Raw genomic sequence first — 26,362 nt, 5'->3', positions numbered from 1 at the left:
AAAACAGCCGGTATCATCGCAAGGAAACGGCCCATGATTTTCGGGACACAAGGGCAGCGCCCCCCAACAAGGTGTAAAGAAAAAGGCTTTACGCTTTTGGAGATCACTATCCTTCTGGTTGTTATCGGCTTCGTGGCCGGTATGGCCATGCTGTCCTGGAGCAGCTTTGCCGAGGCCAGACGGGCCGGACAGACCAAATCCCAGCTTCGCCATATGAAAGAATGCCTCCAGCGCACGATACTGGTTACCGAGCACTATCCCAGGGAGGCGGACTTCAAGGCCTGCAGTGCTGCCGTCGGGAAGGACGCATGGGGAAACGCACCGCGCTGGCTTGTCGGTGCCGACAGTGAAGGGTCCGGCCTGTGCGAGCGAGACGCCGTCGTCAGTGATGAAGCGCGCGGCCAGACTGCCGCCAGCATCCACAACGACTCAAAGATCATCCTCCCTGATGCCGAGGGCGGCGAGCAGGGCGGCGTGGCATTCGCGCTGATAAGCCTCGGCAAGGACGGGAAGGCAGCCAACGCGACCTATGACAAGCTCGACACCGGGCCATGGGCCGAAATACTCGCATCAGGCTCGCAGCCTTCCCCGCCGGACTTTTCAGACAACCGCGACGACATGGTCCTTGTGGTCAAGGCATATGAACTCTCGACGGCAATCAGACACGCGGTGGGTCCATGAAACGGCACCCCGGGTTCACCCTCATTGAAATGGCCATCGTCCTGGCCATCATCGGGCTCATGGCGACGCTTCTCCTGCCTGGCCTGCTGGCCACCTCGCAGCGCGACAGAATGTCCGAGGCCAGGGCGACACTTTCGGCCGTGCGCGATGAAATCATCGGCTACGCCATGGCCAACAAACATCAAATTCCTCCTGATCTCGACACCCTGGGAAAACCCGTCGACCCTTGGAAACAACCCATTGCCTACGCCCCCGCCGCAAACCTCGTGACAGACTCCGAACACGACATCTGCACCGCGAATTCCACAGCCAACACCTTCACGACCTCCGAAGAACAACAACTTGAAGACATCGCCTTCGTCATCGCCAGTTCCGGCCAAGATAACCGGGCCGAAGTTCTTCCTGGCATGACGACGAATGCAACAGCCAAGGGCGACGATCTCGTGCATTACGTGACTCTGCAGCATCTGAAGACCCTCATGTGTACGCCCCTGCGCCACGTCGATGACAATGCCGGCACTGAAATCACAATGGAAGATTTCACCGCCCCGGGGGATTACTCTGTCGTCTCCAGCGAACCTGAAATCGGAGCCAGCGTCGACGAGGACGCCAAGACGATCACCCTGGGCGTCCCACGTCGTCATCCCGACCTGCAAAGCTACGGCTGCATATGGTACACCGGAACCACAGATGACGGCGTCTGTGTCGACGGGAACTGCTCCTTTGGCGGGGAATTCAGGGCCTATTTCGAATTCTCGGTAGCGAACATCAGCAACACCGTGGATGACGGATTCACATTTTCCCTCATCAGCGCCCATAGCAACTCGCCCGATTCGTGCGGAGGATACGGCCCGGCCATCGGCTATGCGTCGACGTCCTTTCGGAACAAGGGGTTTGACGACGGTGTCGCCCCGTTTGTCCTGCCGCCCAAGATCGGGGTTGAGATCGACTTCTCGTCGACCAAGGACAACAACGACCCCACTGGCGAATGCAACAGCTACGGCTGCCACCACCTTGGCATCCTGTACTGGGGCAGCAACGAAGGCAAAACGGATCTGGTGCGCGGACAGGACGACTGCAAGCACAAGCTGGAGCCGAACCCACCGGACCCGGATGTCCCGGACTACGACCTTCTGAACGAGAAACTCGAATTCAGGGGCACGCGCATCTACCCTGTCCGCGTCGAGATCACCCGCGCCGACCGCGCGGACGGCGATGGCGACTATACGGTGCATGCGTGGTTCGACTGCACGGACTGCGAGGACCTCGGCAAGTCCCTGACCGGCACGCCCGTGAACGCCGCGAGATACGCGGCGGATGCCGTACAGTTTCCAAGGCAATGGCACGATCGCTTCGACAGCGTCATGTTCGGATGGACGCAAGGGACGGGCCATCCCGCCCAGGAAGTGATCGTCAACGACGCACGGTTCCGCTTCGTCAACACAGCGCCATGAAAAAAAACGGCTTCACCCTGATCGAATCGGCCATTGCACTGGTCATCCTGGGACTCATCGTCACACTGCTCGTCCCACCCCTGGTGGACAGCGTACGTCACGAAAAGCTGCATGAAAACAAGGACGCCCTTATCTCTCTGCGCCACGCCCTCGTCGACATTGCGCGTGAACGCGGGCGGCTTCCCGCCAGCCTCGACGAGGCCGGGTTGCCCGAACAGGACACCTGGGGGAGCCCGTATACGTATCTCGCCATGGACGCGGACATCTGCTCTCAAAATGCGGGCGGTTTCGACATGACCCTGGAAATCGGGCAGTCTGCCAAAGCGGTTTTCCTTATCGCCTCGCCAGGTCCAAATCGCAGGGCGGACGCAGTGTACGAAATCGGCGCAGAAATCAAGCTCTCGGAACGCGGAGACGACCTCGTCGAATTCATGAGCCTCGACCAGCTCAAGTACCATGCCTGCAGGTAAACGACACATGCGCAAGGTCAAACGCAAGGACTGCAGCGGATTCTCGCTGGTGGAACTGTCCATGCTCCTGGTCATCGTCAGTCTGCTCATCATGACCATCGCCCCGCGCTACATCGCCAGCCAGAAAAAAGACTTTCTGGTCGAGGAGAAACGGGCGGTCCGCAATGCCAGAAACGAGATCCTTGGCTACCTGATTGCACACGGACGGCTTCCAGAGGCGGACCACTTCGAAAATTCCATGGCCCAGCGCCTGGATCGCCTGGCCGGGCCCATTGTGTACCACAAACAGAGCGATGCGCCGCTGACCCTCAGGCTGCCCGACCAGGGCCGAGATCTGAAGGTCGCGTTCTGGGTGGCGAGCCTCGGCAAGAACCGGGCCCCGGATCTGGGCAACGATTATCTCGGCGATACAATCGCCATGGGGCACCTGCGCGAGAAACGAGGCGCGCCCGATACATTCGACGACATCATTGATTACGCCACCCTCGATTTTGTCAATGGGCTCCTCTCAGGCCATCCCGGATCGGGGGACGACCCGCCTCTCACCAGCCTCGGATCTACCTTTGCCGAAATATCCACGGCGATGATTGCCCTGGTCCGGAAGTTCCATGACGAAAAAGGCTACTACCCCAGGAGCTGGGGAGACTACGCCTTTACCGATATAGGGCTGGACCCTGCTGAGTGGGGGACCGCCTATGACGGCGTATACTACGCCACGGCCGGAAACCGGACAAAAGTAACGCCCGCTGATGGATACACCTTCCTCGTGACCGGGACGGACGGCACTGCATACGTACTCAATGCCAGCCTGAACTGGAGCCTGTGGTATTCGATGATCGACGAAAAATGGTACTATCACAGCATCGCCGCCGGAAAAGAGATAGACATCACGACCCTTGTGATTGCCCGGGTTGGGCCATGACCAGAACAAAGGAGTTACCCCTTCACTGTAACCGACGATCAGGCCAGGCTGAATTTGAGACCGCCCCCGAAAAGGCCCGCACATAATCCGTGAACGGAATCCCACAAACATACGCATTCTTTACGTATTCAATCAGCTTTGCCCCACGGCCACACAGGTCTATGATTAAAATATTTCCAACGACGTAAAATGTGCAACTGCGACGCATTCAGCCACAACCACTACTCATCATGGAATAAAAAATCCAACTCCGCACAAGACACGTTATGAATGACACAACATTCTCTCAACTCAACATCACGGAAAATCCGTTCTCCATGGCTACCAGCCGGAGCGGTTTCTACCAAACTCAGGCGACACGCGTCATTCTGGACGAATTCGAACATGGAGTCATGACGCGAAAAGGGTTCATGGTCCTTATTGGCGAGGTCGGCGTGGGCAAGACTTCCCTCTCCTTGCAACTTTTCAGCATCCTTGAACAACGGCACACCGTTTTCGCCTGGATCTTCAACACGATGTTCACCAAGGAAGAATTGTTCCGGGCAATTTCGAGCGACTTCGGACTGCCATGCGAACGGCACTTCACGCTTCTGGATTACCAAAAGATTCTTCATGACTTCTTCCTGAAAACTCACGCGGCGGGCCAGACTGCAGTCATCGCCGTGGACGAGGCACATAATCTGAGCGACGACTCCCTGGAAGCGCTACGCATGCTCGGTAATTTCGAATTCGAAGGCCAAAAGCTTGTCCAAGTCATCCTCTTTGCACAGCCCGAACTCGACCATCGGCTCAGACAGCACGATATGCGTCAACTCAAGAGTCGCATCGCCATTTATGAGATCCTGCCACAGTTCACTCACTCCGAACTGATCGGCTACGTAAACTTCAAGCTCAGCCAGGCCGGGTCTCAGATACGCCTGACAGGCCTTGCCGCCTGGATGCTCTGGCGGGCCACGCGCGGCAACGTGCGCCTGGCCAAGCTGATCATGGAGAGAGCGCTTTACGGCTGCCTTGCCTACAACAGGCAGGCCATATCCCCACGCATCATGCACCTGGCCATCCGTGAACTGAACGGCATCTCAGAAATGAGCGGAGTCATACACCCCGCGCGGTCACCGCTGCCCCTCATCGCGGGCCTGGTCATGCTGACGCTTCTGGGCCTGAGCGTCTTCAGCTTCACGGGCAGACCCATGGAACAGATTGTCCCGGCGGGGATGTTCCGACAGAACGTGATTCGGGATGTCGAAGCGGCCCCAAGCGGTGAAGAAAACATTTACCGCACAGACGTGACCTCCGCTCTCGTTGAACTGGAAGGTTTTCTTGGCAAGCCGCAAGCCCAATCACTGACACCCTGGGTCAAGATGGCCATCGCCGAAAAAAAGATCACGGCCTTGAGACAAAACCTGCCCCCGGGCCTCGCCGTGGCCCTTCTCGATACGCTGCCGGACACAAATGAGTCTTCACCCTCCTGGAGGGCCCTGCCGTGGCAGAAACTTTCGCAGACGCCGCCAGAGTGGCTGATTATCTGGCATTCGGAGTATCCGGTTGAAACCCCGGCGCCCGGCGAGTCTGGGCGCCTGGTAGAAGAGGCCCAGAGCCGATTGAAGGCTTTGGGATTTCTTTCCAAACCCGCCAACGGGCAGCTCAACAGCGCCACCTGGTATGCCTGCAGTCAGTTTCAGCGCTCCGTAGGATTGCCCGCCACCGGCGCCCTGGATCCGGGCACGGTCTTCTGGCTCCGCCATTTTCGTCAATCCAACACCCCAAAATCATGACTCAATCCATTCGCATCGGAGATCTGCTCAAAGATAAAGGTCTCATCTCCGACAGGCATATCGAATACTCCCTGCAAGAGCAGAACGTCACGGGTCAGAAACTCGGGCAGGTGCTCAGCGGCATTGGCATCGTCTCCGAATTCGACATCACCAGGGCCTTAAGCGTCCAGCTCGGCCTCCCACACATCGATCTTGAAAAGGAAACTCCGGACCAGACCCTGCTCGCCCGCTTCAACCGCGGCACATGCCTCAACCTGCGCATCTTCCCCTTGGGCGATGATGCACAATTCGTGACCATGGCCACTTCAAGCCTGCCCGATACGGCCATGGAACAGGCCTGTCTGCGCTTTACGGGAAAACGGCCAAAGTTCGTGCTGACCGAAGAAACAAAAATAGTTTCGGCTATTTACGAATACTTCTTCTTCCTGGAAAATCCCGTGGAAGTCATGCTTGACCGTGAAGCGCGAATCCTGGCCGACGATACCACCCTGACCACCCGGCCCGATCGCTTTGTGGAGTACCTTCTTCTGCTCGCCATTCGGGAGCGCGCCTCGGACATCCATATCCGCCCCATGGAGCACGGCATCAATGTCGCATTCCGCGTGGACGGGGTCCTGCGCAGCGTGCGCTTCTTTCCGCCGACGCTCAAACGCGCCTTGACCACCATCAAGCTCACGGCCGGCATGGACATCTCAGAGCAGCGCCTGCCGCAGGACGGACGCTGGAGCGTGACGCTGCTGCACCGCACGATAAACATCCGCGCCTCCTCGCTGGTGACGCCGTACGGCGAAAACATTGTCCTGCGCCTGCTGCACATGGAGCGCGGCAGCCTGAGCCTCAAGGCTCTCGGTTTTCTGCCCGAAGACCTGGAGCGACTCGCCTCGGCCTTTCGCGAACCTTTTGGCATCATCCTGCTGACTGGGCCGACAGGCTCGGGCAAATCGACGACCCTGGTCGCCGGACTCTCTTCGCTGGATCTGCTGGGAAAAAACGTGCTGACGGTCGAAAACCCCATCGAACATGTCGTGCCCCTGGCCAGGCAGACGCAGGTCAACGAAGAGGCAGGATACGACTTCGCCAATGCGATGCGATATTTTCTGCGGCATGACCCCGACATCATCCTCATCGGCGAAATGCGCGACAAACTGACCGCCGAGACTGCCATCACCGCTGCCACCACAGGTCACATGGTGCTCTCCACCCTGCACAGCAACACGGCCCTGGGATCCATCCCGCGACTCAAAGGACTCGAACTGGACAACCTGTCCATCGCCGAATCGCTGGTCAGCGTCGTCAGCCAGCGCCTGGCCCGCTCCCTGTGCAGGAACTGCATGGAAGAATACGAGCCGGCGGCCAGTGACCTGGCCTACCTGGGCAAACGGATTCGGACCCTTTACAGGGCCAAGGGCTGCTCGGCATGCGGCGGAACAGGATATCGCGGCCGCACCCTTCTTTATGAAATTCTGACCATCACCCACGAGATGCGGGTCCTGATCGAACAGGATGCGGCCTTGTACCAGCTCGAAGAACTGGCCCTGAAGCAGGGATTCACGACCATGTTCGACATCGGCGTAAACAAGGTGGCAAGCGGAGAGACAAGCGTCGAAGAGTTACAGCGTGTTCTGGGCGCCTCGCGCTATTCCTCGGCGACGTCGGGCTGAAGGGAAGTCGGGCAATGCATCTCTTTCGCTACAAGCTCATCTCGGAGACCGGAAAGATCGTCTCCGGCGTCATAGAACTGCCCATCGCCGACCTCACGGCGGCAGTGCGTTATGTCGAGCATGACGGCGGCATCGCCCTCGAAGTCAGACCGCTGCCAGGACCAGTCAACATGCTGGCGCAGTTCTTCGGGGTCGGCCTTGGGTCCTTCTCCAGACTGGAACTGGCCGAATTCTATCACAACCTGGGCATGCTCCTGGGTGCGGGCGTAACCGTTCTGGATGGGCTGGACAAAATCCAGGAATATGCCGCCAACAGGCACCTCAAGGCCGCGCTGCGCTGCATCCGCGCCGATATTCAGGCGGGCCAGACATTCTCCGAGGCGCTTATCAAGCACCCGCGACTGGCTCCTTTCGTGGTGCAGCACATGGTCGCCATTGGCGAAGAGGCCGGCAGGCTCGACCAGATGCTCAAGAAATGCGGGGACCATCTCCTGCATCTGCACGAGATCGTGAGCGCCACGAAACGCGCCATGACGTATCCGGCCATCCTGCTCGTGGTTGTCCTCGGGGCGGTCGTCTTCTGGCTCTGGTATGTCGTGCCGCAGCTGGTAAGCCTGTTCAAGGACCTGGGCGTCGAACTCCCCCTGCCGACCCGGATGCTCATCGCCGCGTCCGACTGGTTCCAGGAATGGTTCGGCATCGTCGCCATCCTCGCCACGGGCCTCGTCATCCTTCTCTCGATCCTGCGCCGCAAGGTATACGCGGTGCGCTACGCACTGAGCTACCTCAGCCTGCGCGCGCCTGTCATATCCCGCATTGTACACACCTCCCTGGTGGCCAGGGCGACTGAATATCTAGGCATCATGCTCGGCACGAGCATCAGTGTCCTGCGCGCCATGACCATGATCACAGAGGCGACGGGCAACGAAATCTATAAAAAACGCCTGCTCGGGGCGCAAAACTCGCTCCAGGCCGGCAACCTGCTCTCCGAGGCCCTGAAACAGCACCAAGCCCTCGACCCCTTCGCCATCAGGATGCTCTCCGTCGGCGAGATGACCGGCCGTCTGGACAGCCAGGCGACCTATGTCGCCGACCTGTACCGCGAAAAGCTCAACGGCCTCGTCCAAGTGCTCTCCAAGACCCTGGAACCACTGATCATGATGGTACTCGGCGGCCTCTTTGCCATCATCATGATCGGACTGCTGATGCCCGTCTACGACCTCATGACAGCCATAGGTAACTAAAAAATGACAAACAGACAGCGCTGGACCATGACAATTCTCACCCTCTCGGCCCTGGCCGTCGGCTCGATAGCTCTGGCCCAGGCCATCGGACGCATCGCTCACTCGCATGCCCGCACCGCCGTCGTGCTCAAGGAACTGGACACGCTGGAACAAAGCATCGCCAGGCTGCGGCAGGAGGCTCCGCAAATCCAGATGTGGCGCGACATAGCAAGCCTCTGCCGACGAGTGAGGCTGGAACCAGAGGGCTGGCATTCCTATCCGGTGTTCATCTCCCGGGACCTGCCGTGGGAAGAAGTCGCCCAATCTCTTCTGATCGCGTCCAATGCCCTGCCGAGACCAGGGGAATACTGGTTTCAGCCCCTTTCCATGCGGGTAGCCCGCGCCGACGTTCCCCGGCCCTCGTCACTTGATGGAGAAAATACCGAAAAGCAGCCCCTCGCCGCTGACACGGAGCGCTATCACCTCAATTTTCAGGGACACTTTCTCACCCCGAATCGCAATCAGCGCTGATGAGACCATCTATGACCGCAGAAAAATTCGTTCTTGAAGCCACAACCGAAGCACCGGATGACAAAAACCAGACAGACAGTGGCGCTAACGAAATGGCCGCACCATATGCGGACACCACCCTGACATTTCCCACAGACGAAGGGCAGGTTCAGGATGAATGGACCCTTGATTCCGCGCTGCACACGACGGTCAGTGATTCCGAGCGTCGTGAGGAAGCCTGGATCCCGGTCATGCACGAAGCCCCCCGCTATTCCCCCTTTGTCCTCGAGTGCAGCGAAGGCAGGTTCGAGCTGTCCTCGAACCGCGCCCGGCTCATGTCCCCCGACGAAGTTCTGTCGCACTGGCACACTCTGGTAGTGGATTTCTTCACAGCTCCGGGGCCCGGAAACGTCCTCGTCGAATCCGCTTCCCCGAAATACGCTCATGTTCTGGCCAAACGCACGTTGCTGCGCAACGGAGAATTGACCCAGGACATGGAACTGCACCCGCTCGTCCGCAAGGCCATCGCCCCCGGGCAGGTCATGCTGACTTACCAGCTCATGCCTTCACAGCATCTCAATCGGTTGAAGACCCAGTTTACGGGCTCTGCGCGCGGATTTCTGCTGCACGACACCGTGACTCTTCTCTTCGGACTGCTGTACTGCCAGCCCAAGGACACCACAACGACCCTGACCCTGCATCTTCCAAAAAGCCTTGTACTGCTGTGCGGGCGTAATGGCGGGCTGCTGTGGTCCAGACGCTACACCTTGAGCGAGGACCATGGGGACGATTTCCAGATCAGTGTCGACGCGGTAATGGCCGACATGAAACAGGCCGCCCGCGATGGCGGTTTTGAGATACAACGCAACATCTGGATAGAAGGTTGGAGCAGGCGGCCTCTGCTTCCTCCCGCCGCTGCAGAATCCTTTGAATTCATGCCGGTCACGGCGCTGCAATGCGGCGAGACCACCTGGTATTCGGCCCTTCCAGGCCTGGTCGGACGGGCAAGCGGCAAAACCTCGCTGACGGCGCTCCCCGATCGCCTGGCAGCACGGCTTCAGCCACTGGAAAAATGGATCTGGGCTACGTCCCTGGCGCTCGCCCTGATGACCGGCGCTGCCGGATGGTGGGGACACGGCCTAGCCGACCGTATGGAAGCCAGGCTTCAGGGCCTGGTGCTCGAAAAGGCCGAACTGGAGTCCGTGCAGACTGAACTTGGCGCTGCAAACACGCTCTCCGATGAGGATCGCGAAACCATCGAACGGGGTGTGTCGATGGCGCAAACACTCAAAAACGCCCGCTCCGCAACACCACTTGCGGACTTGTGGAACCTGATCAGCCAGATGCGGCCGCAATCATGCACCATCCAGTCCATTGAAATCAATTATGAAGGCAAAACAGCCATGATCGGCCTGGAGGGCACCGTTGACGCAGGCCTCAATCAGGCCAGGTCCCTGTATTCCGAATTTCTGTCACGCCTGAACCAATCTGGCTTTCAAATCGTTCGTCAGGAACTTCAGCTTGATATGGACACAAACTACTTCACCCTGACCCTTAAACACACTGCGGCACAATGACATGCACCCACACCTCTTCTCGCTGACAGGACGTCTGGCGCTCTTTGCTCTTGTCTGTTGCGCACTCACGGTGGTTGCGGCCTGGTCGGTCGTGGACACGGTGAATCAGGGCAGGGCCCTGCGCCCCCAGATTCAGGACATCCAACCCGCCAGCCTGCCGGAACCGGAGGCTATGACCAGTCTACTCGATGCCGCCAGTTGGACGAATGGCAAGGCTTCAAAACCCGCTGTCAGGCAGGTCGATCCGACGCTGCTGGGCACACGCGGAGGCCAGCGGGACCAGACCAGACTGGGCATGATTCTACACAACACCCAGACCCCCGTGGCCATGATCGATGGACGCGTCGTGCGCAAGGGCGAAGTTCTCCCCGATGGTCGCATCGTCCAGGACATAACGGCCCATGGAGTTATCCTGCTGACACCCGACAAGGCGGAGCTCGTGGTCTGGACGCCGCCCCTGGAGGTCCGACTCGAGAAACCCTCCCAAGGGGGGCCAAAGGCCAGCGCGGATAAGCGAGCTGCCGGTGCGACTCTCGACCCGGACCTGGATAGTCTGGAAGTGAAACCCGGGCAGGTCATGCAACTCCTGCGTCAATTCGCAAGCCCGAATCCGACGAACTGACCCCGACCAGTTCATCTTGAAGCGCGAACACTTTCGGAAACCCGCGCTTCAGAACCATTTTGCAACCTTTCAGCAAAGTAACATCGCCCCAAGAATTCCTTTGTGAAAAACATCACCGAATCAGAATCTACGAATTTTACCCGTACAGAAATAGCTATATACACAAAAATACGCATTTTTTACGTATCTGATTTTCTTTTCTTTATATCAAAATAAAAATAATCATTTTATCGAGGAATAAAAAATGACTACTCTTATCAACAAGAAATCAATTACATTTTTGAAAAAAATAATAATGATAAAAATAAAAGTAAATAAATATTTTTATTACAAATAATATCATAAAATGAATTCATCTCAATACAGCACAATTTTGCATACATTGAATCGCAAAAATGCAGGAGTTTTCTTGGCGACAGCGTTGCTGATAATGCTCTGCTCCTGCGCACCCAATCAAGACCGTTCACGCCTGGACGGCCCCAAAAACTACGAGGCACTCCGACAGGCCATGGCGCAGGAGCAGCGCGACCTCCTGCACACACGCGATGAAGGCATCCGGGAATTTGAATCCTCCACCGTACAGGATCGTCCAGTCCTTGTGCCCGAATTGCCCCGCTACAACCCCCTGGATGAGACGCGCATCTCCATCTCCGTGCGCAATGAACCACTCAACGATGTCCTCTTCGTGGTGGTCCGAAACGCCGGCCTCGACCTGGTCATCGACCCGGAAATCTCCTTGGACAACCGCGTCACCATCAGCTTTCAGGACGCCCTGTCCTCGGATGTGGTCAGGTCCCTGCTCGGTGCCTACGACGTGCACTGGAGCGTGCGGGACAACGTGCTGACAGTGGAGCGCTTCGAGGAGAGGACGTTCAACCTTGAGTTCATGAACGCCAAATCCCAGGTTATCTCCCAGTCCGGCGGAAACATCTTCGGAAGCTCCGACGGGGAAGGATCAGGCAACAACCTTAGCGGCACCTTTCAGCTCTCCTCCTCCCAGTCGTTCACGATGGAAGACGGGTCGCTCTATGCGGGCCTGCAGAAGAACATCGAATCCATCCTCGGTGGCGCCGATGGCCGGCAGGGCGCGAGCACGCTGAACCCCATGTCCGGCAGCATATACGTACAGACCACTCCCAGGCGCATGAGCACCATCTCTGCCATGATCACGCAATTGAGGGAAAAACTCAGCCGCCAGGTCATCATTGACGCGCAGATCCTGGAAGTGGCCCTGAGCGACGGTTTCGATCTCGGGATCGACTGGAACTTCGTCCAGAAGCGCGTCCACGACGGACGGGGTTATGCTTACGGACTCGGTGCCAACGCCGATACGGGTCTCGGCACGCGAGGCAACACCGGCTCGGCGCTGAGTGCCATCGTCCTTGGTGACCCGACGCTGACGACGGTCAGCAACACCGTGGACACCATCTTCCAGGCCACGGTCAACGCTTTGCAGACCTTCGGCGGAGTGCGGGTCGTCTCCAACCCGCATGTGCGCACCCGGCATGGCATGCCGGCGCTGGTCACATCGGGGACAACCAAGAACTACGTCAAGGAGATCACCCGGGAGACCAACACGGACAGCGACGTCGTCAACATCAGCACGACCACGGCTTCGGCCTTCGAGGGCGTCATGCTCGGCGTCATCCCCTTCATCACCAACGACGGCAGCATCGATCTGCAGGTCTTCCCCATCACGAGCAAGGTCGACCTCAGCCAGGGGATGACCTTTGTCGACGGCTCTGGCGTCACTCTGCCCGTGGTCGACGTGCGCAACATCAACACCAGTGTGCGCGCCCACTCCGGGGACACGGTCATTCTCGGCGGTCTGATCTACAAGGATGCCCGCAAAACCGACAGCGCCGTGCCCGGACTGGCCGACATTCCCGGGCTGGGATGGGCCTTCAACAATCGGGAGGATGCGGAGCAGGTCCGCGAACTGGTCGTTGTCATGCATATCAGGGTGGTTGGGTGAGTCTCATCTACCAGAGCCTGCAGCAGGCCACTGCCGGCGGGGCGACAGGAGAGGCTTTCCGCCCGGCCATGCAGCAGCGACGCTCCCAGGGGCGCGATATGTCCAAACGGGTGGTCTTCTTGCTCCTGATTCTGTCCGTGTTCTGCATGACGGGCTACGGCCTGGTGGTCTGGGCCCAGAAGGAGGTCCGGCTCTGGCTGCCTATTGAGCAGACTGCGCGAGTAATTGAGGGACCCGGCACTGTGGAGATCATCCCTTGGGAAGAGGAATCGCTGCCCACGCCCCTCGCAAAACTGGAGACGCTGACGGCGTCCCTGGACGCGCGCGACGAAGCTCCCCCGGTGCAAAAAACGCTGCCCGCCCCGGAGCCGGATACCGCCCAGCAGCTCCAGCCATCAAAGGAACTGGAGGAGCTCTTTCAGCGCAGGGCGCGCCGCAACCGTGTAGTCATGGAGCTTGATCGGCAACTGGCTTCGGCCTGGATTCGGGACGACCTGCAGGCCATGAGCCCCCTCCTGGAGAAACTTTTGCGCGAGGCTGGGCAGGACAGTGTCCTGTACCGGAAATGGGCAGGGACTGTGGCCCTGAAACGCGGTGACCATGCCGAAGCCGAAAAAATGTTCGTCAACCTGACCCGGGATCACCGGGCCGACGCTACGGTCCGTGTCAACCTGGTGCTGGCGCTGCTCGGGCAGCAGAAAAACGAGGCTGCCCGTCAAACCTGGAAGCGCCTGCAGGAAGACTTTCCGCAAGATCAGAAAATACGTGATCTGGGAAAAATCATCCCAGAGGAGGTGAAAAGGCGACCAGAAATGAATGCATCGACCCCATCGTGATTCGCGACTTAAAGAGGCACCGGACCCCGCTCTTCCGCAGGCGTCAACGCTTGGCCGCGCATGACGCGCAGGGAGAAACGGCCCCAAGTTCAACATGGTAACACAGGTCGGTCGGACATTTTTTCTCGAACTGCACCTCGGGAACCGCAGGCACGGCCAGCGCAGCGAAAGCCGCGCACGTGCCGGAAGAACTCAAACATTATCGACCAACCAATAACAAAAAAGGAGAATCTGAATGCAAAAGAAAGGACAGCAGGGTTTTACCCTCATCGAAATGGCCATCGTGCTGGTGATCATCGGCCTCATCCTCGGCATGGTCTTCAAGGGCCGCGAGCTCATCGCCAGCGCCAAGGTCAAGAGCGCCAACGCCGCCTACAACAAGGTTGTCGCCGGCACGAACATCTATCTGGACCGTTATGGGGTATATCCTGGTGATGGGTGTGGAGCTGCTGACACAACTCCCCAGGCTTGCCTTGGCAAAGGTGTTGGAGCGTACGACGGTATCGTCTCAGACGCCAATGAAATTGCCGCCTTCTTCACCCTTCTCAAAAATTCGGGCATCCTGACCACCGCCGATACCAAGAGCGCCCTCGGTGACGAATGGAGAGTCGGTGGCAACTCCAACGCGACCTGGGTCTACGTTGAGGCCGCTGACTTGCGCCTGGTCTGCGATCTGGACCGTGTGGCCGACGATGGCAATCCCGACACCGGTATCATCCGTGCCGGCGAAGATAGTCCTGAGGATACCTTTGGCGGTGCCGCCCAGTCCACTGATAACGATGGCTACCAAGCTGGAGCGGACTGCTGGAGCAAGGAAGGCACAGCCAGCGTGCTGCTCAAGGTTCTGCCCTAACTCCATTCAAACACTTTGGGCGCCCCGGGTTCAGTCCGGGGCGCCCAGCCCGCCGAGGAGCTCATGAAACCCTGCACCATGCCCGAAAACCGTTTCTGCAAGACTCAAGCGACCGGATTCACCCTCATCGAACTGGCCGTCGTGCTCGTGGTCATCGGCCTCATCCTCGGCATGGTCTTCAAGGGTCGCGAACTCATCGACCAGGGCCGGGTCAAGAGCCTTGCCGCCCAGTATTCAAAAATCATCGGAGCCAGCAACACCTATTATGACCGCTATGGAGCTTTTCCGGGAGACGGCTGCCCTGACGCGACCCCGGCAAGCCCTGCGGCATGCACGGAACCGAAAAATGGATATCTGAGTGGAAAGGAACTTGGAGCGTTCTGGCATCTTCTCATCGACGTGACCGGTATCCTCGAGTCCTCGGACCGGGAGTCGTTATATGGTCAACCTAGGACTGTGTTCATGAGTTCAAGTGGAATGCTGGGTAAGAATCTAAACTGGTTGGATCTACCGGGTGGAACCCAAGCGGACAAGCGTGTCTGCTGTGCCCTGGACAAAATGATCGACGACGGCAACGCGAACACTGGGAGCGTTATTGTCTTGGGCGGTAACTACAACCCCCAAACCGACTGCTGGAGCCTGCGCGGCCAGACCAACATCCACCTGAAACTGGCGCCGTGAACGCATCTGGCGTGACCATGTATCAAGCCGCGAGCTTCCCAACCGGTTATCTTGGACTTCGAATCCTTTTCCGTAAAAAGCACATTCCAGTATGCCCAGACCAAGGGGAAATTTCATGACGATCTTAAGAAACATCCTGCTGCTTCTGCTCATCCTGACTTTTCCTGTAGGGGCTTTTGCGGAAAAAAATGGACTCCAACAGGTTGGGGTCCAGATTCCACCTGCTAAATCACTTGCAAAAGCGTGTACCGGCACGTCTGGAGGACAGTTTTCCTGCGGCATGCTCCTCGTCCTCGGTGGTATACTCGACAAGGAACATGGACTGACGACGCTCGAATACGCAGCCCGAAATGGAGACAAGACGGCCATTGCAGCCCTCTATAGCGTGTACGCAAGGGGGAGCGATGGAGTGCCCAAGGATATGGAGCGCGCCGAATACTGGGCCAAGTTGGGAGGAATCACAGTGCCGTGCCATCAGACCAGGGAGGGGCATGAGACCGGCCAAAACCTGGAAAACCAGGAAGAGGAGATGACTACAACTGAACCAACGTCCACGCCATGCGATCATAATGACGTTCAACTGAACACACTGGAACGCAATGCCGTGACAGGAGACAAAACCGCAGGCGACCTGCTCTTCGACCTGTACCTGAAGGGAAGATACACGCCGTGCCCGGAAGTGAAAGCGGCTCTTGTCAAGCGAGGCCTGCTGACAGAAGTTACTGCAGGAGAGGATTGAAGCCTCAAGTCTGCGCCACCCCTTGCATTTCCTTCTCAACACTTAGGCAAAAGCACTGCTTAACAAACCTCCCTGACAGCCCTTCAGTTCGCACGCCCAAAATTCTGCTGACTTCTCAAAGCACCGAAGCAGATAACAAAGCAAATTATTAAGCGCTGTTATAATCCGTGAGCACATGATTTGGATTGTCTCAGTATGGACTTACCGACTTTGATGCGATAGCTGTCGAACTTCACGGGCACCTGACTGTCGGCAATCTGCGGATTGACATTACCCCCCCCAAAAAAACTCATTTTCATATTTCTTGCAGACTTGGAAAAATAAATCCAACACTCGACTTAAAATGAATCATTTTTGATTTCACAAAGCATAGGAAGGAATAAACATGAAATGCTCATTTGGAATGTTTACAGAAATGAATCTATTTAAGACAATAGAATGGGCTAAATCAGTAGGTTTTCAAAATATAAATTCAGAACATGAATTGAATAATATATTCGGAATTTTCGATGTTGAACTCATACACACTCCATTCATTTTAGAATTTTTCTCTAAAATAGAAACAATTGATGTACAATGCATTACGACAAATGGAGTTTTATTTCAACTAACACATATCTCACTTGGAACCTTATATAACGATAATCAATCAATTGACACAAATGCAATAGGCAATATTTTTTGCCCAATGACTAATATCATAACAATAAATCCTTTCGGATGCATCAAGTACAAGGTAATACAAAAAAAATAATACATAGAATTTTTCAATTGTAATTCAAAAATTTATAAAAGTAATAATACTGATTTTATATTTACAAATATTAATCGTATCATTTTTTTTTATAAAATACCAATAAACGTGCCTTCTATTTCGAAAACAGGTCACGTTAAACTTGAGACATCCTTCCTTGACCGGCACTCATACCCCAGCACATTTACAAATCCTTTCTCCAAGCCCAAGCCGCGCAAAAAAAAGACACCTGCTACTATCGCAGATCATGCACGTCTTGGAAGATACGGATGTCTGAGCGCTTACAGACATACAAAAATTCCGACGGAGACCACAGGCGACCTTTTGACGTACCGAGTCCGTCTAATGGACAATCCTCAATCCTTGGATAATCTTAACGCTTGGCAGGATCAAAGCAATGAGAGTCGGCATGCCAAAACGAGCGGAGTCGGTGTATCCTCATAGTAAAGGGCCAACGGCGGTGCGGGGAAGCGTGCGAAAAAAAATGGCATGCAGGCGAATTCTCACTAAACCTTGCGGGGCGAGGATTTGCGCGCGGGAAATGGTGCGGGAAAAGAAAAAGGGCTTACCGGTTGGATATCCGACAAGCCCTTGATTTCTTGAGTGCACAATGCAAGAATCGAATTTATGGCCTTTAGCTCCGAAAGCCCCAGAGAGACGACCCATTGAGATAACCTTGACCTACTGTCCTCGTTTCCCACAAACGAATATTTGCGCAGGGGGACGGATTCAAGGAAGTGGGGCACTAATCAGGGGTATTTATTTTTGATCGATTATAATATACTAAAATTTAAAATAATATTCACTAGTTCGACCCCTGGTTGGCCCACCATTCAAATAAAAACAGCCCGGATTTCCGGGCTTTTTTTGTTTCTGCGGCGGGCACGAGCTGTACCCGAGGCCAGTTTGAAGACGTTACCTATGCCCGTGAAGCCGATATGCTCAATGTGACTCAGCCCAAATTATCTTGGCAATCCAAAAACGTATGACAATCCCCAAAAAAAGAACTCGTCTCCTGCATCGTCATACACTTTAAAATAATTGACTTTTATAAAAGAAACATAAATTGTTCATGTCAAAAATTACCATATCTTGCTTTAAGAAAATGTCTTGTATTTGGAAGTTATGATAAAAAAGAATGCACTGCGGAGCTAATTATTCATATTGTTTTTATTTTTTTCTGAAGAGTAGCCTTCATTGTATCCATCTATGACGGCATCAGTCTTTCTTTCAATCTTGGCCTGCGCCTTGCCGACAGACCTTCCTGCCCATTCGCACCCAGATGCAAGTAGACATGAACACACCAAGATAAAAACAAAATTGCGAACCATAATTCCTCCATATAATAATGATTTAAAAAAAAATTCTTATATCTTTATTCTCTAAATTATCCCATGTGTACAAGTACTTATTTTTTAAGAGTACAAAACAAAATGTACACATAAATGTTTAAAACATTATCACAATTAATTAAAAATTAATTAGAAAAAAGTCTATTAAAAATACGTGAAAACTCCATTAACAATACGAAAAAATAATAGTTATAATTACAATTAACCAATCCTTCTTCTATATTGATTTTTTTCAACATTCTGTATATTTTTCGATGTCTTCGATAACAAGCCAATACAAGATAAAGCGTATATACACATGGGAATATTTAAAAAAAATCTCACACCATTCTTGTTTTACTTCTTATTCTCACCCTTTCTTCCTGCGCTACAAACAAAAGTATACTAAATATTGATCCAGATAAAAATATTTCTTCAAAGCCTCTTAATAGAGCCGCAATTATCAGGTCAGTTACTGATGCTCGAGAGTTCATGGACAAACCTCCCACGCCAGACATTCCGTCATTAGGGCAAGGAGGGATTTCAAAGCATAGCTCAGAATTACGATCCAGAGCCATTGGAAGAAAGAGAAATGGATACGGAAAAGCCCTCGGAGATGTTTTTCTAGACGAAACAAATTCCGTTCAGAACCTGATCAAAAATGCATTAACAAATGTACTTAACAAGCATGGATACAAAATCTACGATATTAATTCAAACTATTCACCAGAAACAGTTTTTATTGATGTTACAATTAATAAATTTTGGTCGTGGCTTGATATAGATTTTTGGAGCATAGGGATCGAAGCAGAAATTGATACCAATATTACCATCACATACACTGACAGCAAAACTAAATCAATTTCGGCACAGACATCCAATCGAGTGATGGCCGCAACAGACTCAGCATGGAAAGAAACAATAGATAGCATTCTCCATAGCTACCAAAAAAGCGCGGAAAAGGAACTTGAATTTCTAGCTGTGCATAAATAGCTGCAACTTTTTTCATTTTTTAAAGGGCTAGTCGTGAATCCTCAAGGAATATCTCTTGTCACAGGCGCCAGCAAAGGAATTGGCGAAGCTGTCGCTATCCGTTTGGCCGAAGCAGGGTTTGACATTTGGCTTAACTATCTAAGCGATCATGAAAACGCTCGTCGAATACAAGGGCAAATTGAAGAATTAGGAAAGAAATGCACACTTGTTCCATTTGATGTTAGTGACTTTAAAGAATGTCAGAAAACGCTTACGCCACTTTTAGAGAAAGACACTCCATTTTCAATAGTAAACAACGCTGGAATCACAAAAGATTCTCTTCTTATATGGATGGACGAAGACGACTGGAACAAAGTCATCAACGTACATTTATCCGGATTTTTTAATATCACACGCACAGTACTTCCCTTCATGCTCAGAAAAAGAAAAGGACGAATAATAAATATTTCATCAACATCTGGAGAAACCGGAGTTGCAGGGCAAGTAAATTATTCTGCCGCCAAGTCGGGACTCATTGGTGCAACACGCTCACTTGCTGTAGAAGTTGCCAAACGAAATATTCTCGTCAATGCAGTTTCCCCAGGCTTCATCGATACTGACATGCTTAAGGAACTCCCAATTGAAGAAGTATCCAAGAAAATTCCATTAGGCCGAATTGGAACGGCTCAAGAGGTCGCGGAAGTTGTTGCTTTTCTTTGTTCTCCCGGTTCTTCCTACATAACGGGACAGGTAATCTCCGTTAACGGCGGAATATACACTTAAAACCTTGATTTTAAATTTATAAAAATGAATAAAGTTGCAATTACCGGGATTGGAATCATCTCCACATTGGGAAATAATAACGAAACAGTTTCCAATGCTCTTTATCTGGGAAAATCTGGAATCACTTTAGATCCTGAACGATCAGCACTAGGTTTCTCCTCACCTATCACCGGATCCATCAAAGGATTTAGCGCCAAAGATTTACTTAATCGAAAACAACTAAAAACCATGCCAGATTTTGCTGTTTGGGCATATGCTGCGGTGATGGAGGCAATTAGGCTTTCGGGTCTGGATCCCGTCGATCTCAAAAATGAGAAAACCGGCATTATATTTGGTTGCGATTCAAGCTGTATCGCAGCGCTTGAGCAGGTTGAACTGCTCCAAAAACGTGGCGAAACAGCTCTCATTGGAAGCGGTCTTGTCTTCAGATCCATGACGTCTTGCATTACCATGAACCTGAACACACTCCTTGGAACCAAGGGAGCTTGTTGGACTCTGAGCGCGGCCTGCTCCAGTTCAGGCCATGCCATTGGCCAAGCCGCGGATCTGATCGCCCTTGGCCGTCAAGACCGAATGATTTGCGGCGGAGCGCAGGAGATCAACTGGCAATCCATCTGCAGTTTTGATGGCCTGGGTGCTTTCTCCACACGCGTCACAGCGCCAGAATCCGCCAGCAGGCCCTTTGATCGTAATCGCGACGGACTTGTTCCCAGCGGAGGCGCTGCGGCCATTCTTCTGGAAAATTGGGACATGGCTGTCGCGCGTGGCGCCAATATCCTTGGAGAGCTTGCCGGCTATGGCTTTTCCTCCGATGGCAGCAACCTCTCTGTTCCAAGTGCCGACGGGTTGGCCCGGTCCATGAATGGCGCACTGACAGCCGCGGGCGCTACCCCTGGCGACATCGATTACATTTGTGCGCACGCGACTTCCACTCCTGCCGGAGATGGTGTCGAAGCGAAAAATATCGCTACTGTTTTTAAAGATTGTCGCCCCACGACAACGTCGACAAAATCCATGACCGGTCATGAACTCTGGATGTCCGGAGCATCACAGGTTGTTTATTCAACGCTCATGGCCAGGGATGGCTACATAGCCCCGAACATCAATTTTGAGGAGCCTGATGAAGCCACATCAAAGCTCAACATCGCCACCGAAACGATTCATCGCCCTCCCCGCATGGTCCTCTGCAACGCAGCGGGATTCGGAGGAACCAACTCTTCACTCATCCTGCGTTACACGTAATGCGACAAGATTTTGTAATCATCGGCTCCGGCATTTCTGGCATGACGGCAGCACTGCTTCTTGCGCGTCAAGGATTTAAAGTCACCTTGGTAGAAAAATCTCAGTCTGCATCTCCTACGATGCGTGGTTTTTCTAGACAAGGCGTTTATTTCGACACTGGCCTGCATTATACTGGAAGCTTTGCACCAGGTGAAATCCTGGACGTATATTTCAAATATCTTGGCCTCAAGGGCATTGTGCGCGCCCCTTTCGATCCTCATTGTTTCGACAGATTGCGGTATCCCAACCATAAGATGGAATTCCAAATTCCTGTCGGTTACGATCAGATTCGAGCCAGACTTTGCGAAAATTTCCCTCGGGAAGCAAAAGCAATTCATACTTACCTTGCGGATGTCCGCAAAAATTTCGAGCAGTCACCATTCCTGAATCTGGAGCACAAAGTTTCTGTCGATACTCTTGAAAGTCCTGTCACGCTGAAAACCTATCTCAACGAATTGACCAATGACGGACTCCTTAAATCAATTCTTGGCATACACGCCCTGCTTTACGGCGTACCTCCGCAGGAAATCGCCTTTTCAGACCATGCAAAAATCGCCGGCTCCTATTACCAATCAGTTCATGGCATCGTCGGTGGTGGTCTGAGCGTAATACGAGCTTTTGAAGCCGCTCTTGAAAATTCAAGGATAGACGTCCGTTACGGGAATGGCGCAAAACAGGTGCAACTGACTCCCGCAGGAAAAATATGCGGGTTAATCCTTGATGACGACGAAGTCATCGAAACAGACCAAATTCTGAGCACGATTCATCCCGCCAAACTCCTTGAACTGGTCCCGGATGGCGCCTTTCGCCCTACATTTACCCGTCGCCTTCGCGAACTTGTCGACACTCCTTCTGCCTATATGCTTTTCGGAATTTCCGAAAACCCCCTGCCAATACTTGAGCAAAGCAATCTTTTCGTATGTCCGGAAACAGATGTCGACAATTTTTTCCAACCAGACCGTCTGCCTGAGCAGGGCCCCTGGTACCTGGCGTCCACCAGGCAAAACAATGAAAAACGGGGCGTTGTCGTCATAGCGCCTGGCTCAATACAGGACGTGGCCGCCTGGAAATCATCAAAACTCGGGAAACGTTCCATTGAGTACCGCGAACACAAGCAAAAGCGCCTTGACCATATGCGGACCGCTCTTCTTAAACATGTTCCTGAACTTGAATCTGTTCGATTTGTCGAGGGGGCGACTCCACTTACGCTTCGTGACTACATGAACACGCCCACCGGCAGCCTGTATGGGATTCGCCACACAGTTAATCAGTTCAATCCTGCCCCCGCCACAAAAATTCCGGGCCTCTTGCTCGCAGGACAATCCATTGTCGCCCCTGGGCTTCTTGGGGCAGTGATCTCCGCATTTCTCACCTGCGGATTTATCATCGGCCACAACAAACTTCGCAAGGAATTGAGAGCATGCAATTGAGACGGGTCGTAATCACGGGCTTGGGCGCGGTCTCCCCCTTCGGACAAGGTGCCGAGCGACTCTTCCAGGCTCTGGTGGATGGAGAAAGTGCCATCCGATACAGTGCCGAACTGGAAAAAATCCAGGGACTCGGCCCGCATGTCGCCGGGCTGGTTCAAGGCATGGACATCAAGGATATCCCACGTAAAATTCGACGCACCATGTCGCCCATGTCGGTGTATGCTTTGCTCGCCTCGCAGGAGGCCCTGGATCAAGCCCATGTTGACCAAGATCTCCGCACTGGAGGACGATTGGGGATCGCTTTGGGCTCCACGGTTGGAAGCGTGGACGTCATGGAAGAGTTTTTTGACAACTTTTTGAAGGACAGAAGCATCGAAGGCATCAAGTCCATGCTCTTTTTCAAGATCATGGGACACTCCTGCGCGGCAAACGTTGCCCAGACCCTTGGCATCGCTGGCCGCACGCTTGCACCGACTGCCGCCTGCGCTACCGGTTGTCAGGCAGTGGGCCTGGGTTATGAAGCGATAGCCTTGGGTAAGCAAGACCTCATGCTTTGCGGAGGTGCTGACGAATTCCATCCGTTGACAGCCGCAACATTCGACATCATCCAGGCGGCTTCAACACAATACAACGACCGACCGCAATGCACGCCAAGACCATTTGACCGGGATCGTGACGGCATTGTGTGCTCCGAAGGCGCTGGACTTCTCCTGCTGGAATCCTTGGATTCCGCTCACGCTCGGGGGGCGAATATTCTGGCTGAAATTTCAGGCTTTGCTTCCACTTCCGACACGTCAAGCATCGCCAATCCAGACCCTGAACCCGTTAGGCGTTGCATGGAATTGGCGCTTGCGGAAGCAGGCCTCAACGCTGCCGAGATCGACTATGTCAACGCCCATGCCACGGGCACTGTACAGGGAGACGAAGCCGAGAGCCGTGCCATCGGAGATCTTTTTGGGACGCACACGCCCGTTTCAAGCCTGAAGGGACACATGGGACACGCCATGGCCGCCAGTGGCGCGCTTGAACTCATCGCCTGCGTAAAAATGTTGGGCACCGGCCAAGTCATCCCGACCCGCAATCTTGACAACCCTGCCGTGGAATGTTCTGCCGTCGCGCTGCCACGCAAGATAGAAAACAAGGTGTTACAAACAATCATAAAAAACAACTTTGCACTGGGCGGAGTAAATTGCGCTATCGTGCTAAGGAGATTTTTCGAATGACGAATGATGAAATCATTGAGCGTACCAATGCCGCAATTGCAGAAGAATTCGAACTGGACATGAACGATTTGGTACCCTCGGCCTCATTCAAGGAAGATTTGGGACTCGACAGTCTGGATGCCGTCGACATGGTCATAGTTTTGGAGCAAGAGTTCGGAATAAAAATAGGGAAAGATCCCAAGATATTGCGGATCAGACAGCTTAGCGACTTGCATTCTTATGTGATCGACAAAAAAAATGCTTTCTTAAACTGAGCGTATATGGATACGTCACAAAATCCATATACTCTAAGATCTATTTTAAGAAATATTGGATTTTATTGTGGATTTATAATATTAAATTTACTTATATTTATAATTTCTCTACCTTTATATTTAATACTTCGAACAGTAAACAAAGACAGTCAAGGACAAGCAGTTCGTCGTATAATATGGATTTACGGGAGAATGTGGATAATACTGACATCTTTGTTTGTAAAAGTAAAAATAGATACAAAAAAAGTTACAGATTATCCTAAACCAAGCATTATTCTTGTCAATCATCAATCTTTTTTTGATGCTTTTTGCATGGGAACTCTTCCGATTTATGACATAGTATTTTTAGTTCGATCATGGCCATTTAGAATTCCATTTTATGGTCATTACATGCGAAAAGCAAAATATATCAACAGTGAGAATATGTCCTGTGAAGAATTTGTTTCCGAAGCCAGAGAAAAGTTGAACCAGGGAATATCGATAATAATCTTTCCTGAAGGAACTCGCAGCAAAAATGGCCAGCTGGGCCGATTCTATTCTGGAGCCTTCAAACTGGCCATGGAATCCAAACATCCCATAGTGCCTGTTTGTATCGAGGGCACCGGAAAGTTTCTACCCAAAGGAAAATTGCTAATCACGGCAAATCCGATCTCAATTAGAACACTACCCACCATTGACCCAATTGAATTTGAGAAATTTGGGCAAAAAGCTCACATAGAACTGAGAAAAAAGGTCAAAAGGATGTTCTTAAAAGAGCTTGAACAGTCATTTTCGCATTATGACTCCACTTTATACGCACAAACCTGTAGCCTGAGGGAAACACAATGAAAAAGAATTCAGCCTTCCTGCGCATCTTGAGCCTTATGCTTCTGGCGTTTGCCATGCTGTTGATTTCGGGATGCCGCACAGTCCCCGTTCGCAATATTGAAAACGCGCCCATCGTAACAACAAGCCAAGCCCACCCAGATATGCAAAAAATTGGTGACGCCATAATCAAAGCCGGAACAAATCTTGGCTGGAAAATGTCCCAAAAAGAGGCCGGACAGATCACAGGGAAACTCTATGTTCGCACCCACAGAGCCGAGGTCAAAATTATTTATAACCACAAAAATTACAATATTATTTACGATAACAGCAGTAATCTTAAATATAATCCAGAAAAATCTACAATTCACAGACAATACAACAACTGGGTTAAAAATCTCGACGTTGCGATACAGCGCGAAATTGTAAGCATTCAATAGGCGAAACCAATCTACGATTTTAAATTAAATATTGAAATTATCAAAGGACAATATCTATAATGACTCGCCTAAGATGGGGTGCCTCTTTCAGCCAAGAAGAAATTGAGAATTGCAAGAATGAAAATGGATTACTCTCCATGGAGCTTGAACTTTCAAGAGAGTGCAATCTTCGCTGTATTTATTGCTATGCAGAATCAGGAGATCCGATTACCGACGAGCTTTCATATGAAGAAATTCTCTCTGCCATAGACCAGGCAGTGGAACTTGGGGCTCAAAAAATAGTCGTTCTTGGCGGTGGAGAGCCACTCTGCTACCCTGGAATATTTGACGTACTAAATTATATACACGCCAAAAACGTTGAAATAGAGCTATTTACCAACGGGATGCTCATCACCAAAGATGCTGCGCAGACATTTATACGCCTAGGTGTCAAACCAGTAATCAAAATGAACAGCTTTCGCCCTGAAGTACAAGACATTCTGGCAGGTCAAAAGGGTGCATTCACGGCAATACGCAACGGACTTACGCTACTCATGGAGGCCGGATATCCCACCAAGGACCTGCCCCTCGGCGCACAAACCGTGATCTGTCGGCACAATCTGGAAGAACTGCCTGCGATGTGGATCTGGCTTAGAGAGCGCGGAATAATTCCATATTTCGAGATGCTGACTCTGCAAGGCAGAGCCAAGCGCCATCCCGATCTTGAACTGAGCCCCGAAGAACTTGAACGCATCTTCGAAACACTTGCCGACATCGACGCCAAAAAGTTCGGTAACTTTTGGGAGCCACACCCCTCCGTGGCCGCCTTTTGCTGCGACAGGCACGAATACTCATGCACCGTAAGCGTAACCGGAGACATCTACCCCTGTCCGGGAGTGGACATTCCCGCAGGAAACATCCGACACGCTCCTCTCTCGGAAATTCTGCGCACAAGTCCGCTCATTCATGATTTGCGCAACATCCGCACCAACATCAAAGGCACGTGCGCCCAATGCGATCTGAAGGCGCAGTGCTATGGCTGCCGGGGAATGGCTTACCAGGCCACCGGAGACTACCTCGCCGCCGATCCTCTCTGTTGGCGCAATAAAACGTACCATGCCTAGGGAGAACA

At 52.9% G+C, this 26,362-nt stretch carries 26 protein-coding genes; 25 read left to right on the top strand and 1 reads right to left on the bottom strand.

Features of this window, described 5'->3' with window-relative positions:
• Nucleotides 1-33: 33 nt before the first annotated feature.
• The 16 genes from BMZ40_RS11365 to BMZ40_RS19225 all read left to right on the top strand — a co-directional run bounded on the left by BMZ40_RS11365 (nucleotide 34) and on the right by BMZ40_RS19225 (nucleotide 16,733).
• Entirely contained in the window at nucleotides 34-681 is a 648-nt protein-coding gene (locus BMZ40_RS11365) for a type II secretion system protein (protein ID WP_092375590.1), read from the top strand.
• Nucleotides 678-2,135 carry a type II secretion system protein gene (locus BMZ40_RS11360; protein WP_092375587.1) on the top strand — a complete coding sequence of 486 codons (1,458 nt, stop codon included), beginning with the start codon at nucleotides 678-680 and terminating at the stop codon, nucleotides 2,133-2,135. Before BMZ40_RS11365 ends, BMZ40_RS11360 begins: the two co-directional genes overlap by 4 nt.
• Entirely contained in the window at nucleotides 2,132-2,605 is a 474-nt protein-coding gene (locus tag BMZ40_RS19590; RefSeq protein WP_177193127.1) for a type II secretion system protein, read from the top strand. The genes BMZ40_RS11360 and BMZ40_RS19590 overlap by 4 nt, the downstream gene beginning before the upstream one ends.
• A 7-nt stretch (nucleotides 2,606-2,612) precedes the next feature.
• Nucleotides 2,613-3,527 carry a type II secretion system protein gene (locus BMZ40_RS11350; protein ID WP_092375584.1) on the top strand — a complete coding sequence of 305 codons (915 nt, stop codon included), beginning with the start codon at nucleotides 2,613-2,615 and terminating at the stop codon, nucleotides 3,525-3,527.
• A 266-nt stretch (nucleotides 3,528-3,793) separates the two neighbouring features.
• A complete protein-coding gene (locus BMZ40_RS11345) occupies nucleotides 3,794-5,302 on the top strand; it encodes an ExeA family protein (protein ID WP_092375580.1) in 1,509 nt (502 codons plus the stop codon).
• Entirely contained in the window at nucleotides 5,299-6,963 is a 1,665-nt protein-coding gene (locus tag BMZ40_RS11340; RefSeq protein WP_092375576.1) for a GspE/PulE family protein, read from the top strand. The genes BMZ40_RS11345 and BMZ40_RS11340 overlap by 4 nt, the downstream gene beginning before the upstream one ends.
• A gap of 14 nt (nucleotides 6,964-6,977) precedes the next feature.
• Nucleotides 6,978-8,207, top strand: coding sequence for a type II secretion system F family protein (locus tag BMZ40_RS11335; RefSeq protein WP_092375573.1), 1,230 nt, complete (start codon nucleotides 6,978-6,980; stop codon nucleotides 8,205-8,207).
• A gap of 3 nt (nucleotides 8,208-8,210) precedes the next feature.
• On the top strand, nucleotides 8,211-8,717 hold the full coding sequence (locus BMZ40_RS11330) for a hypothetical protein (RefSeq protein ID WP_092375570.1): 507 nt from the start codon (nucleotides 8,211-8,213) through the stop codon (nucleotides 8,715-8,717).
• 11 nt (nucleotides 8,718-8,728) lie between these two features.
• On the top strand, nucleotides 8,729-10,273 hold the full coding sequence (locus BMZ40_RS11325; protein WP_092375567.1) for a hypothetical protein: 1,545 nt from the start codon (nucleotides 8,729-8,731) through the stop codon (nucleotides 10,271-10,273).
• A gap of 1 nt (nucleotide 10,274) precedes the next feature.
• Nucleotides 10,275-10,895 (top strand): hypothetical protein, encoded by a 621-nt coding sequence (locus BMZ40_RS11320; RefSeq protein WP_092375564.1) that lies wholly within the window; start codon nucleotides 10,275-10,277, stop codon nucleotides 10,893-10,895.
• A 409-nt stretch (nucleotides 10,896-11,304) separates the two neighbouring features.
• The gene (locus tag BMZ40_RS11315; RefSeq protein ID WP_177193126.1) at nucleotides 11,305-12,870 is read left to right on the top strand and encodes a pilus (MSHA type) biogenesis protein MshL; all 1,566 of its coding nucleotides are present in this window, start codon (nucleotides 11,305-11,307) and stop codon (nucleotides 12,868-12,870) included.
• Entirely contained in the window at nucleotides 12,867-13,706 is an 840-nt protein-coding gene (locus BMZ40_RS11310) for a tetratricopeptide repeat protein (protein WP_092375558.1), read from the top strand. The genes BMZ40_RS11315 and BMZ40_RS11310 overlap by 4 nt, the downstream gene beginning before the upstream one ends.
• Before the next feature lie 235 nt (nucleotides 13,707-13,941).
• A complete protein-coding gene (locus BMZ40_RS11305; RefSeq protein ID WP_092375555.1) occupies nucleotides 13,942-14,559 on the top strand; it encodes a prepilin-type N-terminal cleavage/methylation domain-containing protein in 618 nt (205 codons plus the stop codon).
• A 63-nt stretch (nucleotides 14,560-14,622) separates the two neighbouring features.
• Nucleotides 14,623-15,240 carry a type II secretion system protein gene (locus BMZ40_RS11300; protein ID WP_092375552.1) on the top strand — a complete coding sequence of 206 codons (618 nt, stop codon included), beginning with the start codon at nucleotides 14,623-14,625 and terminating at the stop codon, nucleotides 15,238-15,240.
• 115 nt (nucleotides 15,241-15,355) lie between these two features.
• Nucleotides 15,356-15,979, top strand: a complete 624-nt coding sequence (locus BMZ40_RS11295; RefSeq protein ID WP_092375549.1) for an SEL1-like repeat protein — start codon at nucleotides 15,356-15,358, stop codon at nucleotides 15,977-15,979.
• A gap of 385 nt (nucleotides 15,980-16,364) precedes the next feature.
• Entirely contained in the window at nucleotides 16,365-16,733 is a 369-nt protein-coding gene (locus BMZ40_RS19225; protein ID WP_143075609.1) for a hypothetical protein, read from the top strand.
• Nucleotides 16,734-17,884: 1,151 nt separating this feature from the next.
• On the opposite strand, the gene BMZ40_RS19220 is transcribed toward BMZ40_RS19225, so the two are convergent.
• The gene (locus tag BMZ40_RS19220) at nucleotides 17,885-18,064 is read right to left on the bottom strand and encodes a hypothetical protein (RefSeq protein WP_143075608.1); all 180 of its coding nucleotides are present in this window, start codon (nucleotides 18,062-18,064) and stop codon (nucleotides 17,885-17,887) included.
• A gap of 492 nt (nucleotides 18,065-18,556) precedes the next feature.
• Between BMZ40_RS19220 and BMZ40_RS11290 the strand changes: the two genes are divergently transcribed.
• From BMZ40_RS11290 to BMZ40_RS11250, 9 genes are read left to right on the top strand one after another with little or no spacing between them, the layout of a single operon-like run.
• Nucleotides 18,557-19,057 (top strand): YajG family lipoprotein, encoded by a 501-nt coding sequence (locus BMZ40_RS11290; RefSeq protein ID WP_092375546.1) that lies wholly within the window; start codon nucleotides 18,557-18,559, stop codon nucleotides 19,055-19,057.
• A gap of 33 nt (nucleotides 19,058-19,090) precedes the next feature.
• Nucleotides 19,091-19,819, top strand: a complete 729-nt coding sequence (gene fabG, locus BMZ40_RS11285; protein WP_092375543.1) for a 3-oxoacyl-ACP reductase FabG — start codon at nucleotides 19,091-19,093, stop codon at nucleotides 19,817-19,819.
• Between the two features lie 24 nt (nucleotides 19,820-19,843).
• A complete protein-coding gene (locus BMZ40_RS11280) occupies nucleotides 19,844-21,061 on the top strand; it encodes a beta-ketoacyl-[acyl-carrier-protein] synthase family protein (RefSeq protein ID WP_092375540.1) in 1,218 nt (405 codons plus the stop codon).
• The gene (locus tag BMZ40_RS11275) at nucleotides 21,061-22,530 is read left to right on the top strand and encodes a phytoene desaturase family protein (protein WP_092375537.1); all 1,470 of its coding nucleotides are present in this window, start codon (nucleotides 21,061-21,063) and stop codon (nucleotides 22,528-22,530) included. Before BMZ40_RS11280 ends, BMZ40_RS11275 begins: the two co-directional genes overlap by 1 nt.
• Nucleotides 22,521-23,753, top strand: coding sequence for a beta-ketoacyl-[acyl-carrier-protein] synthase family protein (locus BMZ40_RS11270; protein WP_092375534.1), 1,233 nt, complete (start codon nucleotides 22,521-22,523; stop codon nucleotides 23,751-23,753). The genes BMZ40_RS11275 and BMZ40_RS11270 overlap by 10 nt, the downstream gene beginning before the upstream one ends.
• Nucleotides 23,750-24,007 (top strand): acyl carrier protein, encoded by a 258-nt coding sequence (locus BMZ40_RS11265; RefSeq protein ID WP_092375532.1) that lies wholly within the window; start codon nucleotides 23,750-23,752, stop codon nucleotides 24,005-24,007. The genes BMZ40_RS11270 and BMZ40_RS11265 overlap by 4 nt, the downstream gene beginning before the upstream one ends.
• A 6-nt stretch (nucleotides 24,008-24,013) precedes the next feature.
• The gene (locus BMZ40_RS11260; protein ID WP_092375529.1) at nucleotides 24,014-24,835 is read left to right on the top strand and encodes a lysophospholipid acyltransferase family protein; all 822 of its coding nucleotides are present in this window, start codon (nucleotides 24,014-24,016) and stop codon (nucleotides 24,833-24,835) included.
• Nucleotides 24,832-25,251 (top strand): hypothetical protein, encoded by a 420-nt coding sequence (locus tag BMZ40_RS11255; protein ID WP_092375526.1) that lies wholly within the window; start codon nucleotides 24,832-24,834, stop codon nucleotides 25,249-25,251. The genes BMZ40_RS11260 and BMZ40_RS11255 overlap by 4 nt, the downstream gene beginning before the upstream one ends.
• 59 nt (nucleotides 25,252-25,310) lie before the next feature.
• Nucleotides 25,311-26,354, top strand: a complete 1,044-nt coding sequence (locus tag BMZ40_RS11250; RefSeq protein ID WP_092375524.1) for a radical SAM/SPASM domain-containing protein — start codon at nucleotides 25,311-25,313, stop codon at nucleotides 26,352-26,354.
• Nucleotides 26,355-26,362 lie beyond the last annotated feature (8 nt).

The organism is Desulfomicrobium apsheronum, assembly GCF_900114115.1.
In the GTDB taxonomy this organism is placed as follows: domain Bacteria; phylum Desulfobacterota; class Desulfovibrionia; order Desulfovibrionales; family Desulfomicrobiaceae; genus Desulfomicrobium; species Desulfomicrobium apsheronum.
This window is presented reverse-complemented; position numbering and strand designations above follow the sequence as displayed.

Bases quoted from the DNA above. Each gene is read 5' to 3' on its own strand.
- BMZ40_RS11275 (WP_092375537.1), top strand. From the start codon at position 21,061: ATGCGACAAGATTTTGTAATCATCGGCTCCGGCATTTCTGGCATGACG.
- BMZ40_RS11360 (WP_092375587.1), top strand. From the start codon at position 678: ATGAAACGGCACCCCGGGTTCACCCTCATTGAAATGGCCATCGTCCTG.
- BMZ40_RS11290 (WP_092375546.1), top strand. From the start codon at position 18,557: ATGGACAAACCTCCCACGCCAGACATTCCGTCATTAGGGCAAGGAGGG.
- BMZ40_RS11250 (WP_092375524.1), top strand. From the start codon at position 25,311: ATGACTCGCCTAAGATGGGGTGCCTCTTTCAGCCAAGAAGAAATTGAG.
- BMZ40_RS11295 (WP_092375549.1), top strand. From the start codon at position 15,356: ATGACGATCTTAAGAAACATCCTGCTGCTTCTGCTCATCCTGACTTTT.
- BMZ40_RS11335 (WP_092375573.1), top strand. From the start codon at position 6,978: ATGCATCTCTTTCGCTACAAGCTCATCTCGGAGACCGGAAAGATCGTC.
- BMZ40_RS11300 (WP_092375552.1), top strand. From the start codon at position 14,623: ATGAAACCCTGCACCATGCCCGAAAACCGTTTCTGCAAGACTCAAGCG.
- BMZ40_RS19590 (WP_177193127.1), top strand. From the start codon at position 2,132: ATGAAAAAAAACGGCTTCACCCTGATCGAATCGGCCATTGCACTGGTC.
- BMZ40_RS11320 (WP_092375564.1), top strand. From the start codon at position 10,275: ATGCACCCACACCTCTTCTCGCTGACAGGACGTCTGGCGCTCTTTGCT.
- BMZ40_RS11305 (WP_092375555.1), top strand. From the start codon at position 13,942: ATGCAAAAGAAAGGACAGCAGGGTTTTACCCTCATCGAAATGGCCATC.
- BMZ40_RS11350 (WP_092375584.1), top strand. From the start codon at position 2,613: ATGCGCAAGGTCAAACGCAAGGACTGCAGCGGATTCTCGCTGGTGGAA.
- BMZ40_RS11330 (WP_092375570.1), top strand. From the start codon at position 8,211: ATGACAAACAGACAGCGCTGGACCATGACAATTCTCACCCTCTCGGCC.
- BMZ40_RS11365 (WP_092375590.1), top strand. From the start codon at position 34: ATGATTTTCGGGACACAAGGGCAGCGCCCCCCAACAAGGTGTAAAGAA.
- BMZ40_RS11340 (WP_092375576.1), top strand. From the start codon at position 5,299: ATGACTCAATCCATTCGCATCGGAGATCTGCTCAAAGATAAAGGTCTC.
- BMZ40_RS11280 (WP_092375540.1), top strand. From the start codon at position 19,844: ATGAATAAAGTTGCAATTACCGGGATTGGAATCATCTCCACATTGGGA.
- BMZ40_RS11260 (WP_092375529.1), top strand. From the start codon at position 24,014: ATGGATACGTCACAAAATCCATATACTCTAAGATCTATTTTAAGAAAT.
- BMZ40_RS11270 (WP_092375534.1), top strand. From the start codon at position 22,521: ATGCAATTGAGACGGGTCGTAATCACGGGCTTGGGCGCGGTCTCCCCC.
- BMZ40_RS11345 (WP_092375580.1), top strand. From the start codon at position 3,794: ATGAATGACACAACATTCTCTCAACTCAACATCACGGAAAATCCGTTC.
- BMZ40_RS11255 (WP_092375526.1), top strand. From the start codon at position 24,832: ATGAAAAAGAATTCAGCCTTCCTGCGCATCTTGAGCCTTATGCTTCTG.
- BMZ40_RS19220 (WP_143075608.1), bottom strand. From the start codon at position 18,064: ATGGTTCGCAATTTTGTTTTTATCTTGGTGTGTTCATGTCTACTTGCA.
- BMZ40_RS11325 (WP_092375567.1), top strand. From the start codon at position 8,729: ATGACCGCAGAAAAATTCGTTCTTGAAGCCACAACCGAAGCACCGGAT.
- BMZ40_RS11265 (WP_092375532.1), top strand. From the start codon at position 23,750: ATGACGAATGATGAAATCATTGAGCGTACCAATGCCGCAATTGCAGAA.
- BMZ40_RS19225 (WP_143075609.1), top strand. From the start codon at position 16,365: ATGAAATGCTCATTTGGAATGTTTACAGAAATGAATCTATTTAAGACA.